Below are 18733 nucleotides of genomic sequence, written 5' to 3'. Positions count from 1 at the left end.
TGCGCGCCAAGGGCCCGAGCACCCGCCCGTCCCTCACGACGCGTCCACCGGCTGACCGCCCGCCGGGCCGTCCCCGAACCGATGCCCGCACTCCTCGCAGAACTTGGCCGAGGCCGACGCCGACGCCGTACCGCACCGCGGGCACTCACGCGGCGACAACGGGACGTCGAGCAGGGGGAGTTCGACCTCGTCCCCCCGCGGCGCCACCGTCTTCGTCGAGTCGACGCCGATCCGCTGGATCTCCGCCCGGGATACGTCGCGCCGCACCCGCAGCCTCCCGTCGGGGCCCGTGGTCGCCAGCGACCGCAACAGCCGTAGCCGCACGGTGTCCCGGAGGTCCTGCGCGAGGCCCGTCGCCAGGCGCAGTTCACGGTCGGCGCGTTCGAGGTCTCCGCGCAGATGGGCGTCGGCGCAGGCGCGCATCGCCATGCCGAGTTCGCGTTCGTTCTCGACCCGGGTGAGATTGGCCGACCGGGGGATCCCGAAGCCCGGTGTCGAGCGGCGGCGTACCACCATGGCCGCCGTGTCGGAGCAGGGCCGGCGCGTGCCGTCGGGGCGTTCGGCGTGCAGGGTGATGCGGGCGGCGCGCAGGTCCTCGTCGACGGTGAGGGCGCGGGGGTCGAAGCGCAGGGACACGTGGTACTGGCGGGATTCCGGGGGCCAGGACCCCAGCGGGACATGCGTCTCGCCGTCCTGCGACTGGCGTGCCGTCAGTTCGGCCTCGACGGGGCGGGTCTGGCGTACGAAGGCCAGCTGGAACCGGTCGTTGAGGCGCAGGCCCAGGTAGACGCGGGGCACGACGATGCGTTGCGCCTGGCGCATGAGCCGGGTGAAGTCCTCTGTGAGGTCGGAGACCGCCACGACGGCCGCGGCGGTGCCGTGCAGGGCCTCGGTGATGCGCAGCAGCTCGGCGTAGTGCCAGTCGCCGCCCACGCCCCGGGCGTCGCACACGAACTGGTCGGTGCACGCGGTGAGTGCGTTGCCGAGCTGCTCGGCCGTCTCGTGCTCGTCCTTGCCGTCCGTGTAGAGCACGGCGTGGCGCACGGTGCCGGGGGCGGCCACCGACGTGAACAGGTGCTGGGCGCAGGTCAGCCACTGCCCGATCGCCGTACCGCCCTCGGCGAACTGGCCGACGACCCGCAGCTTGGCGTCCTCCCGTGTCACGGCGTCGACACGGGTCAGGCCGCCGGTCGCGGGAAAGATCACCTCGGCCTTGTGGTGGCCTGCGACGATCCCCAGGTAGGTGCCGTCCCGCAGGGTGTCGATGGCGGCGCACATGGCGCGTTTCGCCTCGTCCAGCTTCCGGCCGGACATGGACAACGACCGGTCCATGATGAGAATTTCGGCGCCAGGACGGTCCGGGAGCGCGTTCGCCTCCCCGTGCGCGGCGGAGCTTGCCGTGACGGTGACGAGGGCGTCCGCGCGCTGCTCGTCGTGGGCCAGATCCGAGGGCGCGTCCACTTCCAGGGCGAAGCTGAGCCCCAAGGGCGAGCTGTCCCCCACCGGCACCACCCGATCGCGTCGCTGCGTGTCCCTTACGGAGCGTGTAACCGTCCCCTACCTGGCGTATCAGGAGCTTAGCGTTCTGGGTGTTCCTCCGAAACGGGAATGACCGCTTCTTCCACGTCGTCCGGCCCTTCTCCACCGCAGCGGGGGACGCAGCCGGTTCGCCAGGTCCACCAGTGCGACGTACTCACGCTCGGTGGGCGCGTGCGGGCCGAGCTCGCGGATGGCGTCGGACAGTTGCTCGCGGTCGCGATGGTGCAGGAAGCGCGCGTACCGGATCTCCGCGCGCAGTCCGGCGGCCGCCGCCGCGTCCACGTCGAGGCCGTCCAGGCCGGCCCCGGCCCGTTCCAGGTCGTCCCCGGTGGGCTCCCGGTGGGCGGGCTCGTCGAGGATCATGACGCTGAGGCGTACGGCCGCCACGCGCGCCTCGCGTTCGTAGCGGAACTCCTGCGCCAGCCGTACGGCCGTGCCCACCGCCTCGGTTCGTTCACCGGCCAGCAGATGGACGCGGGCCAGTCCGAAGCCGGCCGCACCGAGTGCGGGGGTCGTGTCGAAGACCGCGCCGTAGTGCGACCGGGCGGCGGCGAGGTCGCCCCGGAGTTCGGCGCACAGGCCGAGGGCGAGCTGCGGTATCAACTCGCCGGGAACCGCCTCCCGTACGGTGGTGAACGCCCGGGCGGCCGACTGCGCGTCCTCGCGGGCCAGCGCGATCAGGCCGGCGTACCAGGCGTGCAGCCAGTGCCAGTCGGGCAGGCCCGCCGCCGCGAGCGCCCGCTCCGCCAGCTCGGGGTCCCTTCTGCGCAGGGCGAGCCGGCTCTCCGCCAGGGCCCGTCCGGCCGAGCCCGCCATGTCCGGGGCGTCCGGATCGGACAGCGGGGCCGGGAGCGCGGCCGCGATGTCGCCGGGCTCAGGGGAGGCGAACGGCGCCCGCATCGTCAGCGTCGCGTCCTCGCCGGGCCGCGCCTCGACCCAGTGGGCGAGCGGCCGGGCCGTCCCGAGGCCGCCGTGCAGGGACTCGGGCATCGAGCCGAACAGGGCGGACGGGCGCGCGACTTGACGATGTGCCGGCGCCGCCGCGACGACCTGCCGGATGACGCCGCTGAGCTGTTCCGCGAACTGCCGCGCCGACACGAACCGCCGCCAGGGCTGCTCGGTGTCCGTGGCGCGGTCCAGCAGCAGCCGGAGCGAGTCGACGCCCGGCACCGAGCGGTCGGTCCAGCGGGAGTGGCACATCTCGTGCAGGGTCATGCCCAGGGAGTACAGGTCGAAGCCCGGCGTCGGACGCCGGTGCTCCGGATCGCCCTGAGGGGGTGCGTACGGCGGGGTGTACGCCACGACCGGCCCGGCGTCCTTCTGGCTGCGCACCGCGCCGAAGTCGATGAGCCGCACCCGGTCCAGCGCGCCCGCCGGGCTCTGCTCCCGGAACCGGATGATGTTCAGGGGTTTGACGTCGCAGTGCAGCAGGCCCCGGGCGTGCAGATAGTCGAGCGCCTGGAGGATGCGGATGCCGTGCGCGAGGAGGGTCTCCAGCCGGTCGCCGTCGCCTGCCGAGAGCGGTAGGCCCGGGACGTACTCCAGGACGAGATGCGGCCCCTCGTGCTCGTAGCCCAGGATGCGGACGATGCTGTCGTGCCGGAGGCCGACCAGGACGTCCCGTTCGTGCAGTGCGGTCCTGGCGACCGACTTGTTCAGGGCCTTGAGGACGACGTGCGTGGCGAGGTTGCGGTCGTGGACGAGGTAGGCCGCGCCGTACGCCCCCGAGCCGAGGACGCGTTCGACGTCGTAGCGGTCGGCGATGGTGAGGCCGCTGGGCTGGGCGAAGTCGAAGCGGGTTCCGCAGCGGGGGCAGAAGCCCTTCGTCCGGCCCGGTTCGCCGGCACGGCCCCGGCCGACCGGCTCCGGGCAGGAGGGGTTGGGGCAGAAACGATGCTCCTCGGCGACGGGGTCCGCCGACCGCAGCGGTACGTCCGGGACCTCGGGACCCCGGTCGGAGTCCACCAGGCCGAGCCCGTACCAGGGGTCCGGCCGTACCTGTGCCACGCCGACGCCCGCCCCCCGCACCGGCTCGGGAACACGGACCGGCGGGGCGGCGTGGTTCCGGGGCAGCGGCCGCCGGTCGCACGCCTGGCAGAAGCCCTGCTCGTCGATCTCGCCACGCCCGCAGTCGGGGCGATTGCACATCGGCACGGCGTCACCCTTCCTCGATACGGCGGTTGACTTCGTCCGCGTACCGGCCGACCGACCGGCGGGCGGCCGCGAGGTCGATCGGCACGCTCTGCAGCGCGCGGGCGGCGGGGGCGTGCAGGTCCGCGAGGCGGCGGTCCTCGTCGCCGAAGTACCGGGCCGCTCGCAGCCGGTGCAGTTCCAGGGTCGAGGAGAGGTCCTGGTGGGTCTCGGCCAGTCGGCGCACCTCGCGGTCGTAGCGGGCCACGGCGGCGCGGGCGGCGACGGCCCGGTCGTGGACCGCGGTGAGTTCGGGGCTGGGCTCCGTCACCCGGGCGACGGCCAGCCGGACCCGCAGCCGGGGCGCGGCGCGGGGCGGCAGCCGGGGCGGGGCGAAGAACCGCACACCCCACTCCTGTTCCAGCGCGGCCGCGGCGTCCTCCTCGGCGGCGAGCAGTCCGACGACCCCCTGGACGTTCGCGGCGGTCACGGCCCCGACGGCGGGTCCGCGGATCGGTTCCGGGTCCAGGGACACATCGTGGGCGAGGCCGTCCGGCGGCGTGCCCTCGAAGCCGAGGACGAGACGGATGCCCCGCGACCGGGCCCGCCCGGCCAACTGCCCCAGCAGATCCCGTACGAGCGCCTCCGGGTCCTGAGCCCGGTCCACGCCGCCCACCACCAGGCAGGCGGGCGGTCGGCGCCGCAGCAACTGCCGCGCCACCGCGGGGGCGTCCCCGCCGGGAAGCCCGAACCGGCGCGCGAGATAGCCGCACACGTCGGCGACCGACCTGCCGCGGGCGTCGTAGGCCGCGTCGATGACGCCCAGCCCGAGAACCGTGTCGCCGGGCGCGCCGGTGAGTTCGTCGTCGGAGACGGTGGCCCGGGTCGCCGGGTCGGCCGTGCGCACGAGGCGTACCAGCCAGGAGTCGCCGACCGCGGTCGTGCCGCCGGTGCCGACGACGACCGTGCCCGACCAGCCGCTGTCGAGCAGCCGGGTGAGCTCCTGCGTCAGGGCGAGCCGCAGCGGGTCGCCCAGCACGTCGTCCGTCAGCTCGCCGCGGGTGCGGCCGAGTTCGTCGGTGGGATCGCCGTCGAAGAAGCCCAGCTCACCGATGCGGGGCAGATACGACAGCACCGTCTCGGTGGGCAGCATCCAGGCCGCCTTCGCGTCGGCGTCGACGTAGTCGGCCACCACGATGCCGATCACGCGCCCGTCGAACTCGCCGCCCAGCGCCATCACCCCCGCGCCCGAATACCCGGGCTCGATCCACGGATCGCCCTCGCGCACCCGCTTCAGCAGCCCCCACTCGCCCTGCCGGCCACCGGACCCCGCGAGCCGCGCGTCCGTCCCCATGCCGATCGGGTCGGCATGGGGAAAGCCGTACACACGCACGGAGCCGCCGGAAATGGGTGCCTTCCACAGGGTGGTGCGGGTGCCGCACCCGGCCGGTTCGTCGAGTTCGAGCAGGGCCACGTCGCCGCGCTGCGTGTCGCCCCTGTGCACCCAGGTGCCCGGGACGACGTGCGCGACACGGCTCCACTCCGGGCGGCACGCGACGCTGCTGATCCGCACGTGAGCCGTGCTGCCGCCGGGGCCCGCTCCGGCGTCCCTGACCACATGCGCGCAGGTCAGCACATGCCGGTCGTCGAGCAGTACTCCGGCGCCGCACGGCGTGCCGTCCTCGTCGTCCACCCTCACGCGCCATGGACCGTCACTGTGGTGATGCAGCGCCATACGCCCACGGTATGGCAACGGGCGCCACATCGACCCGAGTTGTCAGGCCAGGCACGTCCCGTCCCTCAGCCTTCCGGGTTCCCGGCGGTGCCGCCTCCTTCCGCGTGCAGTTCCAGGCTCACCGTCAGCTGGATCTGGGCATCGACCCATGCCGGGACGGCCGCCGTGGCGCCGTCCCGGCGGAGGGCCGTGTCCAGGTCGCCCATCAGGCGGGCGGCCGTGTGCAGGCCGGCGCGTCTGAGTGCCGCCGCGCTGTCGGTCAGGCGGGTCCGGGCGGGCGTCGTCAGTCGGCGCAGGCCGTGGTGGGCGGCCTGGGCCAGGGCGGTGAGGGCCGATTCGAGTGCGGTGGTGATCGGGTCGGTGGAGCGGGCCCGGACCATCGCGAGTGTGGTGTCGCCTTCCCCCGGGGCGAGGTCGGGGATGATCAGTCCTTTGGCGGTCAGTACGGCCAGCGGGTCCAGCACGATCCTGCCGTGGGTGCGGTTCAGCATGCCGCTGACGCTGTGGACCTCCTCGTCGCCGAGCGCGGCGGCGAGCGCGTCCAGGCCGCCCGGGCAGAGGGGGTTGTATGCGGCGCGGACCAGGATCTCGTTGCCCGCCGGGTCGCGTACGACCGCTTCCAGCCGCTGCGCGGCGGGGTCGTAGCCGACGGACTCCACGGCGGCCACCTCCACCACCCGCACCGACTCCGCCTCGACCCGCGGGCGGATCAGCCGGGGCGGCCGTGCGCCGGCCTCCCGCAGGTGCGCTGCGGTGTCCCGGAGCAACAGGCTGCCGGGCAGTTCCCGCCAGGCCGAGCCGAGCGGGGTGACGCTGGTGGCGGCGATGCGGCCCCGGGAGATGGAGACGGTCCGGTCGGCGGCGCGTGAGGTGTGCTCGCTGACCACGTTCGCCGCGGCGAGGGTGCGCAGGGGCGAGCCGAGCAGGCGGCGGCCGGCCAACTCGTGCCCGGAGAGGACCTGGTCCTGCGTCAGCTCCCAGCGCTTGCGCAGCACCAGCACGATTCCGGCTTCGGCGTGGGCGAAGTACGTCTCGGCGGTACGGTCGCGCGCCGTGCCGCCGATCCGGCAGCCGAGCGCCACCAGCCGCACCCGGCGCAGCGGTGTCTCCGGTGCCTCCTTGGTGCCCAGCACCCCTACCGGGTCGTGGCCGGCGGCGCGGTGCCTGGCGTGCAGCTCGGCCAGCAGCAAGGCGAAGCGCTCCGCCTCGTAGTGCGTGCCGCGCGTGGCGTACGCGTCGATCTGCTCCCGCAGTTCGGCCACGGCCCCGGCGGGCCAGTGCATGGAGGCGGCGGTCAGCGACTCCTGGGCGCGGGCGAGGGAGCCGGCGAAGACCGGGCCCGCCTGCTGGACGCCGTCCAGGAGGAGGTCGTCGGCGAGGGCCAGGGCGGCGCGGAGAGGGCCTTCGGTGCGGTGTGCGCCGGCGGTGGGGGTGTGGCCGCCGACGCTTACCTCGGTGGGCTGGGGGGTGTTGGCGGCGGCTGTGGATGTGGCAGTGGCTGTGATTGTGGTCGTGGTCGTGGTCGTGGTTGCGGAGGCTGTGGCGGCGGGGGCGACCGTGCCATCTGCGGGCTTTGGGGCGTCCCGGCCGTCTGGGCGTCCTGGGGCGTCCGCGGCGTCCGCGGCGTCCGCGGTCTTCGCGGTCTTCGCGGTGGCCGTGGCGTTCGCGGTCTTCGCGGTGGCCGTGGCGTTCGCGGTCTTCGCGGTGGCCGTGGCGTTCGCGGTCTTCGCGGTGGCCGTGGCGTCCGCCGTCTTCGCGCCGGCCGTGCCATCCGCGGCCCGGAACGCCCAGACCGCCAGGGCCACCACCTCGCCGCGCAGTGCGGCGGACGCGTCGGTGAGGGCGTAGCCCAGCTCGTGGGGGACCGGGAACCGGACGGTGCAGGTAGGCAGTTCTACGCGGGGTTCCGGGTCGGTGGTGGTGGGGCGGTGCAGTCGGGCGACGTAGCCGCGGTCCTTGACGCGCTGAGCGGCCAAGAGTGCCGCCCGGCCCAGTGCGGCGGTCAGGGCGTCGTCGTCGAACTCGGCCGGCGTCCAGTCGACGAACTCGGTCCTGGCGGCGGGCGAGTCGTCTTCCGGGGCGGACCCGGCCGCGCGCTGATACGCGAGCACCAGTCCGATGCGGTGGCGACACACGCCCGTAGCCGCACAGCCGCAGTGCGCTGCGTCGAGGCCGAGGCCCGGCGGGAGAGCCGTATCTGTCCCGTCCGGGAAGCGTCCGCGTACCGTGCCGTCGTCGGTGACGGTCACCTCCGGGCCGGAGCCCGCCGCCAGGTCCTTCTCCGCACGCTTGACGAGGCCGCGATTGGCGAGGGAGGCGAGCGTCTGGGGCGTCAGGGCCAGCAGATCGGTGCGGATGGTCGTCGGCTGTGTCGTCCGAGTCATCCGAGACCTCCCTGTCCGCCCAGGCCGCCCTGTCCGCCGGGCCCGCCCTGTCCTCCCCGGCCGACCTTCTCCGCCACGAACTCGGCGAGCCGGCCCGGTGTCATGGCGCCCACCGGGGCGCCGACCTGCGCCAGTCGCCCGGCCAGGTCGCGGTCGTAGACGGGGTCGGCGGCCTCGTCGAGGGCGGCCAGGCACAGCACGGTGGTGCCCTGCTCGACCAGTCGGCGCACGGTGCGGACCAGGCGGTACGGGTCGCCACCCTCGTAGAAGTCGGAGACCAGGGCGACGATGGTGCGCCGGGGGTTCTCGACCAGCGAGGCGCCGTAGTCGACGGCCCGGGCGATGTCCGTGCCGCCGCCCAGCTGCACCCCCATCAGCAGCTCCACGGGGTCGGTCACGTCGGACGTCAGGTCGACCACCTCGGTGTCGAAGGCGACCAGGTGGGTCTTCAGGCCCGGCAGGCTCCACAGGCAGGCGGCGGTGACGGCGGAGTGGATCACGGAGCCGGCCATGGAGCCCGACTGGTCCACCAGCAGCACGAGTTGCCACTGTTCCAGGTGGCGGCGGGTGCGAGAGTGGAAGTGCGGGCGCTGGATGAGGATGCGGCGTTGCTCGGGCTGGTAGTGGGCGAGGTTGGCGCGGATGGTGGTCCGGAAGTCGAAGTCGCGGGCCAGGGGCAGCCGGCTGGGGCGGCGGGAGCGGGAGCCGGTGAACGCGCGGCGGACCTCCGGGCGCAGGCGCTCCATCAGCTGGCGTACGACGGTCTCGACGATCCGGCGTGCCGCGGCGAGCACTTGGGGGTTCATCAGGTGCTTGGTGCGCAGGACGGCGCGCAGCAGGGTCTGGCTGGGCTCGACGCGGGCGAGGACGTCCGGGTCGGTGACGATCTCGTGGATCCCGTACTGCTCCACGGCGTCCCGCTCCAGCCGCTCCACGGTCTCCTTCGGGAACAGCCGGTGGATGTCGTCGAGCCAGTCGACGGCGGTGAGTTGGGACGGCCCGCCCCCGCCCTCTCTGGAGTCGGACCTCGACCCGCCTCGGCGCACCCCACGGCGACGCAGGTCCTCGTCACGGCCGTAGAGCCAGTCGAGGGCGGCGTCCCGGGCGACGGCGGAACCGCTCAGCGGGCCGGTGCAGCGCTCGGCGGGGGAGCCGAGGATCAGGCGCCAGCGTTCGAGGGTGGGGTCCGGGACTGTGGGGTCCGGGGATGTGGGGTTCGGGACCGTGGGGTCCGGGGATGTGAGGTCCGGGACTGTGGGGCCCGGATAGCTCGGTGCCTCGCCAGGAGCCGGGGAATTCATCGCACCGCCCCCAGCCCGTGCCGGTCCAGCAGTCGGGCCACGTTTTCCTCCAGGGCTCGGGCGCGGGCGAGTTGCAGCGGGTCGGCGGTCGTCCGCAGCAGGGAGCGGGCCGAGCCGTGCTTGCCGCGCCGCTGCAGCAGGCGTTCCGCGATGCGTTCGCGTTCGCGGGGCGGGAAGAAGGCGAAGGCCTGGCGGAGGGCGGGCAGGCCGGTGAGGAAGTCGTCCTCGGCCATCGCGGCGACGATGCCGTCGAGGACATCGATCAGGGGCGCGCCGCCGACATCCGCGTCGGCAGCCCCGGCGACCTCCCCGGCGGCCGTCGCGCCCGCCGGGACGCCCGCCGTCGCACCCGCGGCGACCTCCTCGCGAGCCAACGCGAACAGGCCGGCCAGCCAGTCGCCGAGGGTGTCGACGGCGCCCGCCGCAAGCGACTGCACGGCCGTCGCCGGGTCGTCGGGGACACCCAACGCCCAGCGCATTCCGAAGGCGGCGCCCCGCAGGTCGGCCGGGGCACGCCGGTCGCGGGCGATGCGGGATGCGGCCTCGGCGGCGGCTTCGCGGGTGACCGACAGCAACTCCGGCGCGTGCAGCAGCGCGTCCCGGGCGGCGGCCATGGCGCGAAGCCGCGCGAAGTCTACGCCGGGGCCGCCGTGCAGCCCCTCAGCCAGCCAGAACACGCGGTCGGCGGCGCCCGCGACGACGCTGCCGAGCAGTCGGCCGCGGGCCACGCCGAACACCCGGTCGTGACGCCACAGCCCCAGCGCAGCGCCCAACACCTCGCCGAGCGGCCCGAGTTCCGGTACCTGGCCGACCTGCTTCGCGAGCGCGTCCAGCAGGTCGTCGCAGAGCGGGCCGACGCCGCACAGCACCGCGTCGAACAGCAGCCCCGCGAGCGGCCCTGCCGCCGTGCCCGCGGCGCGCGCCCGCTCCCCGAGCATCACCGAGGCCGCCTCGTCCAGCCGTGCTCCGTATGCACCCGCCTCGATGAGCGCAGCCTCCCGTCCGCTCGCCGGACCGGGCTCCCAGCGCTCGGTGAAGACCGGATCGGCGCCGTCGGACGGGCCCGAGACCCGGGTGAAGCCGGGCACGCCCAATACGCGCAGGCGGTGCAGGACCCGGCTGCGCGTCAGGCCGACCGGGTCGGTGAGGTCGAAGGTGACCGGGGTGTCCGCGTCGGCCAGACCCAGGCGGGCGAGCTGTTCGGCGACGTCGTGCACGAGCGGGGGCACAGGTGTGTCGGGGTGCAGACGTCCCTCGGTCTCACCGGCGCAGGCGGCGACCATCTCCACCACGACCGGATGGGCGCCGGCACCGAGCGTGCCCCTGCCGGTCCACGGCAGCGGCTCTTCCAGATCGTCGCTGATCAGCGCACCCGCGAGTCCGTCGAGGACATCAACGCGGGTCTCGTGCGGATGCCCCCGCATCAGGGCCAGCCCCTGGGCCAGACCGCGCGCCGCGATCAGGTCGGCCGTGGACACCGGGATCCTGCGGGCACGCAGCCGCTCGGCGACGGAGCGCAACAGGCCCTGCGCCGCGGCGTCCGGGCCGCCTTCCCACAGCTGCTGGTAGTAGCCGGGCGAGGGCATGCCGGACTGGTAGCCGGAGAATGCGTCCAACTGCCGGAAGGAGTACGGCACCAGGAAGCTGCCGCCGAGCGCCCCGTCGGGTGGCGCGGGGACCTCCGGCCAGTCGGCGGCCCCGTCGGCGCCGTCGTCGTGGCCGCCGTCCGGGTACGACAGCGCACGCAGGGCCGGCTGGTGGAAGCCACCGGTCACCACCAGCACCGGCCGCCCGCCGGCGTGGGCCACCGCGGCCCGCACCCAGGACGCCATGTACTCCTCACGCGCCCGGTCGCCGGGGTCGGCTTCGGCGTCGCCGCGCACCAGCTCGAAGTAGGCGTCGAGGCGGGCGCGGAGACCGTCCGGGTCGTCCGGCTCGGCTCCGGCGCCGGGTTCGGCGACCTCGAACAACCCGTCCCACAGCGCGTCGACCGAGTCCACGGCGAAGCGCGCGCACAGCCGTCGCGTCGCCTCCGTGTACCTCGCCTCGGCGTCGGCGTAGCGGTTGGTCTGGCGGTCGGTGCGTTCCGCGAACGCCGGATGCCAGGCCGGCAGGTCGATGAACCGCACGTCCGCACCGGCGGCGCGACCGTCCCGCAGTGCGATCCACTCCGGGGAGTAGTCGCACAGCGGGGCCCACGAGGTCGCGACGCGTGTCTCGTCGCGGTAGTGGCTGAAGACGGCGACGGGCAGCCGGTGGCCGAGCAGCAACTCGTCCAGCCGGTCGTTCATGTCCGCCGGGCCCTCCACCAGCACGTACGCCGGCCGCAGGGTCTCGATCGCGCGGCTGACCAGGCGGGCGCACGCCGGCGAGTGGTGCCGTACGCCGAGGAAGACGGCGGGGCCGGAGTCGACGGTGTTCGTCATCAGTCCGCCAGGAGGTGCCGTGCGTCGTGCAGCGCCTGCCACTGCGCGCCCTTGCGCCTGGGCACGTCCTGCTCCAGGAACCGCCGGAGCCGGGCGAGGTCCTCGGGGCTGTCCTTCGCCGCGGTGCCCGCGAGGCTCGTCACCACGTCGGCCGCGCTGCCGGGCTCGCCGCGCAGGAACCAGGCCCGCACTCCCACCGCGTGGGCGACGGACACGGCCTCGGCGGTGCTCATCACCGTCGACATCCGCTCGCCGCGCTCCGCCGGGCCGCGCAGTTCCCGGAACGTGCCCACCAGGACCTCCAGCACGTCCCGGCGCGGCGCCGCCGCCACGCCCGACTGCCGCAGCAACGCCGTGGCCTCGGCCTCGACCAGGGCCAGCTCGGTGTCGAAGTCGGGGATGGGGAACACGGTCTCGAAGTTGAAGCGGCGCTTGAGCGCGGCACTCATCTCATTGACGCCCCGGTCGCGGGTGTTGGCGGTGGCGATGACGTTGAATCCCTGCCGGGCGAAGACCATGCCCTGCGGCCCGTCCAGCTCGGGGATGGCGATGACCCGGTCGGACAGCAGCGACAGCAGGCAGTCCTGCACCTCCAGCGGGCAGCGGGTGATCTCCTCGAAGCGCACGATCCGGCCCTCGGCCATGCCGCTCAGCATGGGCGCGGGGACGAGGGAGCGGGGGGAGGGGCCCTCGGAGACCAACAGGGCGTAGTTCCACGAGTACTTGATCTGGTCCTCGGTGGTGGCCGCGCCGCCCTGCACGGTGAGCGCGGAACTGCCGCTGACGGCCGCCGCGATCAGCTCGGAGAGCAGCGACTTCGCCGTGCCAGGCTCTCCCACCAGCATCAGGCCACGGTTGGTCGCCAGGGTGACCAGGGCGCGCTCCACCAGGGAGACGTTGCCGACGAACTTGCGGCTGATGCCGGCCCGTTCGTCGCCCACGATGAAACGCCGGGCGGCCCGCAGGCTGAGCTGCCAGCCCGGCGGACGCGGATCGCCGTCGGCCGCGCGCAGGGCGGCGAGTTCACCGGCGTGGCGGACCTCGGCGGGCGGGCGCTGCAACTGCTCGTCGGCGTCTTCGACAGTCACGGTCGCAGTCACTTCGCGGTCACCTCCGTGAGGTCGGCGAGGATTTCGGAGGCGATGACGGGGTCGAGACCGCCGAAGCGCAGCGGGTACTGGCGGCTGCTCCAGTAGTCGCCTGGGCCGCTGTCGAGCCACACGTTCTCGAAGGTCTGGTCGGGGAACGTGTCGACCATGCCGACGGCGATCCCCTCGTCCAGGCCGATGACCACGTAGTGGTCGTCGTCGATACGGCGGTGGAACCAGCGCTCCACGCCGTTGTCCTCCGGACTGCCCCGCTCCCAGCCCCGCTTGGTGAGGCCGAGCAGCTTGCCCACCGGTACCGTCGCGCCCTCGAACCGGGTCAGCCGGTGGCCGGCGGACTCCTCCTCGGTCAGGGCGTGCACGGCCCGGCCGAGCTGCGGGAAGGGCTGCAGGATCTCGTAGTCGGCGAACAGCTCCGCCCAGGCGCCGAGATCCTCACCCAGGTGCAGCGGATGCGCCAGCCGGACGCTCGCCTCCTCGGGCAGCGTCAGTTCGTCGTCCTCGACGTCGGCGAACGTACGGTCCTCCGCCACCCGGAACGCCGTCACCTCGCCGTCCACCTCGCTGAGCCAGACCAGGCGCCGCACCAGGTGCCACAGCAGCGGATGCGCCACGAACAGCTCCTGGAACTCGGAGGCCGTCCAGGAACGCCCGCCCACCATCGCCGCCTCCAGCCGCCGCACCTGGTCACCGGCGACCGTGCGGACGTCCTTCTTCAGCGTGGCGAACCGCTTGCGTTCGGCCGGCGCGAGCTCCGGGTCGTCCTTGGCGGCGGGCGCGGGCAGGGCCTTGCGGGGCTTGCCGTCGGCGTCGCGGACGTACGGCCGCAACTGCTCGTCGAAGCCGACGGTGAACTGCCGGGAGCCGTAGTCGATGACGGTGCTGCCGTCGGCGTCGAGACCGAAGTCGGGGACGAGCCGGTCGCCCAGCTGCTCGGCGGTCAGTCCCAGCCCCTCCGCGACCTCGGCGATCTTCTCCTGGGCGCGGACCTTCAGGGCCTTGAACGGGACCCGCTGGGCGATGCCGTGCAGATGCAGCAGCGCCACGTCGGTGCCGATCGTCGCGAGGACGTTCAGCCCCTCCACGGCACGGTGGTGCGCCCCCTCGCCGGGCCACGCGCGCAGCACGGGAGTCAGACGCCGGACGGTCTCGTCGTCCCCGAGCCAGCCCAGGGCGTGCAGCGCCCAGCTCTCCTTGGGAGGCATCCCGGCGAGCCGCCACTGCTCGAACAGGCCCCAGGCGAAGACGGCGAGGGAGTCGGCGGTGCAGTGCTCGGTCAGCGCGTCGAGGCCGGGGTAGACCTCGCCGGGCTTGGACACCGCCAGGACGGTCAGGGTGTGCCGTACCGCGTCGGCGGGCAGCGCGCCGCCCTCCTTCAGCAGGATCTGCGGCAACAGCGCGGGGTCGGCCCAGGCGCCCACGACCGGCATGCGTGCCGGAAGTGCGCTTTCCAGCGGATCGGCGGCCAGCAGCTCCTCGACGATGTGCGCGGCCTCCTGCCCGCTCTCGGCGACGGCCTTCAGCACGGCCTCCCCGCCCTGTGCGTCCGCCACCAGCCTCAACGCCTGCTCCGCGCCCCGGCGCACGATGCCGGGTTTGCCCACCGCGTGGGGGACGAGGAACGGGACGGCGGCCAGGGCGTGCCGCACCAGCCACGCGCGGGCCGTCGCGTCGGCCGACTTCAGGCGGGCCAGCCAGTCGCACACCAGCGCGGCGACCTCGACACTCAGAAACGGCAGGATTGGCGCACCCAGGGTGGAGGGGTGCCGCGCGGCGGCGTGCAGCAGCAACGGCAGGGCGTGCACCTCGTGCTTGGCCGCGACCGGCTTGAGACAGGCCTCGCCGTCCCAGTAGTCCTTGGGGGCGCAGACGGCCAGCAACGGTCGGACGACGTCCGCGGGCCCGTCGACGAACAGCCGGACGTCCCGGACGTCCTTCAACTGCTCGCCCCGCTGGAGGATTTCGATCTCCTTGCTCCAGGCGTACTTCATGCGCCACTCGCCGTACCAGGACTTGGTGCCGGCCCACTCCTCCCGCTCACCGGGCAGCCAGGCGACCCGGGGCTCCGGCACGACCGGTGTCTCGTCCGCGACGCGCGCCTTGCGGGCCGTACGCTTCTTCGCCCACGGCGGGCTGACCAGCAGCGCGGGCAGCGCCTGCGGCGGGGCGTCGGCCACTCGGTCACTGCTGGTGAGCGTCGGTTCGACGAGGTCGGCGACGGCGGCGGGCAGGTCGGGCAGCACGATGGCCGTCAGCTTCTGGTGCGTATGGACGTGCGCGGTCAGCAACTGCCGGGCCATCGAGGCGTACTTGGCGGAGCCAAGCGCCGCCCTGCCCAGCAGGCGCAGGGCGCGGGCCGGGTAACGACGCATCGCCTCCAGCAGATGCGGGCGGACGTGCTTGTCCTCGACGCGGGCGAGAAGGATGCCGAAGGCGTCGTCCGAGGGCAGCTCGACCAGGGCACCGGCGAGGATCTTGGTCCGGTCGGAGCCGTACGCGACGTCCAGCCCCTCCTCCAGCATCGGCGCGAACGCGATGCCGGTGCCCTCGGCGAGCGTGGCGACGAACGCCATCGACCAACTGCCCCAGTGCAGATGCAGCCTGCTGCCGAAGTGGCCGAGCTGCTCAGGGGAGCCGACCGAGCACAGCAGCATCTCCCGGAGCAGCGGGTCGTCCACGACCTCGCCCGTGCAGCACTCGGCGACCCACTCCTGCTCGCCGGGCACCAGATAGGACACGACGATGCGACGACGCTCCGCGTCCCGGCACTGCGCGAGCGCGGTGACGGCTGCCCCGTACGAGTCCTCGTCGGCGGCGGCCAGCAGGGCCCGCATCCGGTCGGCGAAGTGGGGGCGCGCCCACTGGGCCTCGACATGGCCGCCGGCGGGCCGGAAGCGCAGCCGGGGATCCTGCCGGTTCATGCCGTACTGCAGCCAGTGGGCCTCGATGTCGAAGTACTCCACGACCGCCCGCGCGGCGAAGGCCAGGCCGTGGTTCTGGACCCAGGTGTCCACGAAGATCCCGCTGGGGAGCTGATAGTGCATGGTCATCGCGGCCAGCGCGGCGGCGCCGAGCGGACTGGGACTGCCGTTCAGATGCGCGCGGGCCGCCTCGACGATCCGGGCCTCGCTCAGCGGGGAGGAGAGCATCTGCTCGACCCACTCCGCCTCCTCCTTCAGCCGGCCGGCCACCCGCTCCTCGGCGTCCTTGCGCGGCTCGACGGCGGCACGCTTGATCCCGCCCCGCCGCGGGTGGACCAACCGCCGCCAGGCGGCGGGTACTTCGAAGGTCTCCTCGTCAGGCAGGACGGCCTCGTCCGGCGACGTCGGGGCCGACTCCACAGCCTGCGCCGAATCCCCGACAGCGGCCTCGGCCGAGACATCGACAGAGACCTCGACGGAGACCTCCCGATACCCCTTGCGCTCCTTCTCCGCGATCACCTTCGCCAGATGAAGCCGAGCCGCCTCGTCCGAGTCCAGCTCCTTCACCTGCGTACGGCCCTCCGCGCCAACTCGCCCGTAGCGCACGGTGACGGCGGCGCCCTCGGCCTCCGCCTCCCAGAACTTCGCCGAACCGTCCCCGACAAACTCCCAGCGCCGCACGGCCCCCCCCCCTTCGCCGACCCCCCGGTCGGTGATCGTTCGATCAAGTGGCCGCCACAGTAACGGGGGCCACTGACAACGGGACGGCGGTGTGAGCACCGGGCAGCATCGCCCGGCGGCGATGTCAGTGCCGGCTGCCATGATCCCCGCATGGACTACGAGAGGGACGCGACGCACCCCGACTTGTCGCAGGTCTCCGCCGAGGAGCTCGGCGGCATGCTGGTGGAGACGTACCAGGTGGACGTCTCGGAACAGCATGCGACGACGAGATTTCGCGTCGCGATCGAGGAGGCGGCCAGGGAACGGCAGCCGCGCTACACGCCGGACGTGTGCGGGCGGCTGTTCGAGATGCTCGTCGAGACGGCCGAGCAGCGCGGCTGGGCGGACCTCACCTTCGGCCTGGCCACGCTGGAGCGCTGCACCGGTCCGCTGCCCGACGTCTCCGAACCGGCCCGCCGACTGGTCGAGTTGCTGCTGGCCAAGGACACCGTGCGACAGCCGTACGCCCTGCTCGCGGTCGCGGGGCTGGCGGACGAGGCGACACTGCGGGTGGCGAGGGAGCGGCTCTCCCGGGACGTCGGCCCTGTCGTCGCCGACGAGATCGCCGTCATCGCCGCCCTCGGCCCGGCCGAGCGGGTGCGGCTGTCCGAGATCGACAGGAGCGACAGGTTCAGCTCGCCGTCACCGTCACTCACCGGCGTTTGGCGCAGTGCGGCCGACACCCCGGCGTACGTCGCGTTCGCCCGCCGTGCCCTGGAAGCGGCGGCAGACCGCACCGACGCGATCCGGGCGGGAGAGATCCCCTACCGGGCGGACAAGGCGTTCACGGACCAGGAGGTTCTCGTGCTCGGGAGGGCCGCGCGGGTGGCGCTGCTGCGCGACGAGCCTTGGCTGCCCGAGCTGTTCGACCGGCTGCTGCCCGGCGTCGCCATCGCCCCGGCGCCGGCCAGGACGGTGCCGTCACAGGCGCTCCTGTACGAACTCGTCCGTGCCGCACAGGACTTCCCCACACCCGAGCTGGTGACCGCGATACGCACCGTGCGCGGGAACGTCCGGCACGCCGGAGTCCCCAAGCAACTCGACAAGATGCTGAAGAAGGTCGAGGCGGCCCTTGCCGAGCGCACCGACGTGGCGCTGCGGCTGCCGAGGCTGGGGTTCGGTGACGACGGCGTGCTGCGCAGGAAGGCCGGCGACTACGAGGGCGTCGTCACCGTCGCCGAGAACGCCACGCTGACCTGGGAGAAGGAAGGCCGCCCGCTGCGCAGCCTCCCGGCGCCGGTCCGCCGCGACCACGCCGCGCTCGTCAAGGAGCTGCGCGAGCTGGTGAAGCGGGTGAACGCCCAACTCGTGACCCTCGCCCGCGCGCTGGAGGGCGGCTTCACGGTCGACGCCGTGCACCCGTACGGCTGGTGGCGCACCGAGCTGGCCGGACATCCGCAGGCCCGGTTCCTGGTACGCCGCCTGATCTGGGAGATCGAGGTCGCGCCGGGGGAGTGGCAGGCAGTACTGCCCGAGGCGGGTGACCTGCCCGACGCACCCGACGACGCCGCCGTCCGCCTCTGGCACCCGCTCCGCTCCGCCCCCGACACCGTGCGGGCCTGGCGGGACCTGCTCACCGACCGGCGGATCCGGCAGCCGTTCAAGCAGGCCTTCCGGGAGATCTACCGCCTCACCCCGGCCGAGGAGGAGACCCGCGTGTACTCCAACCGCTTCGCCGCGCACCTCGTCCACTACCGCAGGATGTTCGCCCTTTTCCGGGCTCGGGGCTGGACGAGCGGCCGGCTCGGCCCGTGGGACGACGGGGACGGCGACGCGGCCGAGCGCACCCTGGCGGCGGGGCAGTGGCAGGTGCGCTTCTTCCAGACCTGGTACGACTGGGCCGACGGCGACGAACTGGCCTCGACCGACCAGGTCCGCTTCGCCCGCCGGGCCGACGGTGCGTGGCGTGAGGCTCCGCTCGCGGACGTGCCCCCGCTGGTGTTCAGCGAGGCGATGCGGGACATCGACCTCTTCGTCGGTGTGACCTCGATCGCCGCCGATCCCGACTGGACCGACGCCGGCCCCGGGCGGACCTACTGGGAACGGGCCGGCTTCGCCGAACTGACCGAGAGCGCCGCATCCCGGCGCGACGCCCTGGAGCGGATCCTGCCCCGGCTGAAGATCGCCGACCGGTGCTCGCTCGACGGCCGCTTCCTGATCGTCCGCGGCGACCTGCGCACGTACCGGATCCATCTCGGCTCGGCCAACATCCTGATGGAACCGGACGGCAGCTACCTGTGCGTCGTCCCGGCACGGGACAAGCGGGACAAGGACGGCGGAAGAGTGTTTCTGCCGTTCGAGGACGACCGCCTCTCGCTGATCCTGAGCAAGGCGTTCCTGCTGGCCGCGGACACGCAGATCACGGACGGATCGATCGTCGCGCAGATCACGAGAAGCTAGGCCGTGTCCGCAAAGCCCTGCGGGCGGACGGGACTTCGCGGACACGACCTGGCGCAGCCGTGGATGGCAGG

At 73.6% G+C, this 18733-nt stretch carries 9 protein-coding genes; 1 reads left to right on the top strand and 8 read right to left on the bottom strand.

Features of this window, described 5'->3' with window-relative positions; translation table 11 throughout:
* Positions 1 to 33: 33 nt before the first annotated feature.
* The 8 genes from ACFY5C_RS38505 to ACFY5C_RS38470 form a co-directional block, all read right to left on the bottom strand.
* Complete coding sequence (locus ACFY5C_RS38505; protein ID WP_389454146.1) at positions 34 to 1503, bottom strand: VWA domain-containing protein; 1470 nt, start codon at positions 1501 to 1503, stop codon at positions 34 to 36.
* A gap of 66 nt (positions 1504 to 1569) precedes the next feature.
* The gene (locus ACFY5C_RS38500) at positions 1570 to 3687 is read right to left on the bottom strand and encodes a tetratricopeptide repeat protein (RefSeq protein ID WP_389454143.1); all 2118 of its coding nucleotides are present in this window, start codon (positions 3685 to 3687) and stop codon (positions 1570 to 1572) included.
* A 10-nt stretch (positions 3688 to 3697) separates the two neighbouring features.
* Positions 3698 to 5404 (bottom strand): serine protease, encoded by a 1707-nt coding sequence (locus ACFY5C_RS38495; RefSeq protein ID WP_389454140.1) that lies wholly within the window; start codon positions 5402 to 5404, stop codon positions 3698 to 3700.
* A gap of 65 nt (positions 5405 to 5469) precedes the next feature.
* Positions 5470 to 7788, bottom strand: coding sequence for a hypothetical protein (locus ACFY5C_RS38490; protein ID WP_389454137.1), 2319 nt, complete (start codon positions 7786 to 7788; stop codon positions 5470 to 5472).
* The gene (locus ACFY5C_RS38485; RefSeq protein WP_389454134.1) at positions 7785 to 9089 is read right to left on the bottom strand and encodes a VWA domain-containing protein; all 1305 of its coding nucleotides are present in this window, start codon (positions 9087 to 9089) and stop codon (positions 7785 to 7787) included. Before ACFY5C_RS38485 ends, ACFY5C_RS38490 begins: the two co-directional genes overlap by 4 nt.
* On the bottom strand, positions 9086 to 11515 hold the full coding sequence (locus tag ACFY5C_RS38480; RefSeq protein ID WP_389454131.1) for a DUF5682 family protein: 2430 nt from the start codon (positions 11513 to 11515) through the stop codon (positions 9086 to 9088). The genes ACFY5C_RS38485 and ACFY5C_RS38480 overlap by 4 nt, the downstream gene beginning before the upstream one ends.
* Entirely contained in the window at positions 11515 to 12615 is a 1101-nt protein-coding gene (locus tag ACFY5C_RS38475; protein ID WP_389454129.1) for an AAA family ATPase, read from the bottom strand. The genes ACFY5C_RS38480 and ACFY5C_RS38475 overlap by 1 nt, the downstream gene beginning before the upstream one ends.
* The gene (locus ACFY5C_RS38470; RefSeq protein WP_389454126.1) at positions 12612 to 16223 is read right to left on the bottom strand and encodes a DUF4132 domain-containing protein; all 3612 of its coding nucleotides are present in this window, start codon (positions 16221 to 16223) and stop codon (positions 12612 to 12614) included. The genes ACFY5C_RS38475 and ACFY5C_RS38470 overlap by 4 nt, the downstream gene beginning before the upstream one ends.
* 150 nt (positions 16224 to 16373) lie before the next feature.
* On the opposite strand from ACFY5C_RS38470, the gene ACFY5C_RS38465 reads away from it, so the two are divergent.
* Positions 16374 to 18662, top strand: a complete 2289-nt coding sequence (locus tag ACFY5C_RS38465; RefSeq protein WP_389454123.1) for a DUF4132 domain-containing protein — start codon at positions 16374 to 16376, stop codon at positions 18660 to 18662.
* Positions 18663 to 18733: the final 71 nt, after the last annotated feature.

Source organism: Streptomyces sp. NPDC012935, assembly GCF_042900345.1.
Classification (GTDB): Bacteria; Actinomycetota; Actinomycetes; order Streptomycetales; family Streptomycetaceae; genus Streptomyces.
Note: the sequence above shows the minus strand (reverse complement) of the source record. Positions and strands in the feature narration are given on the sequence as shown.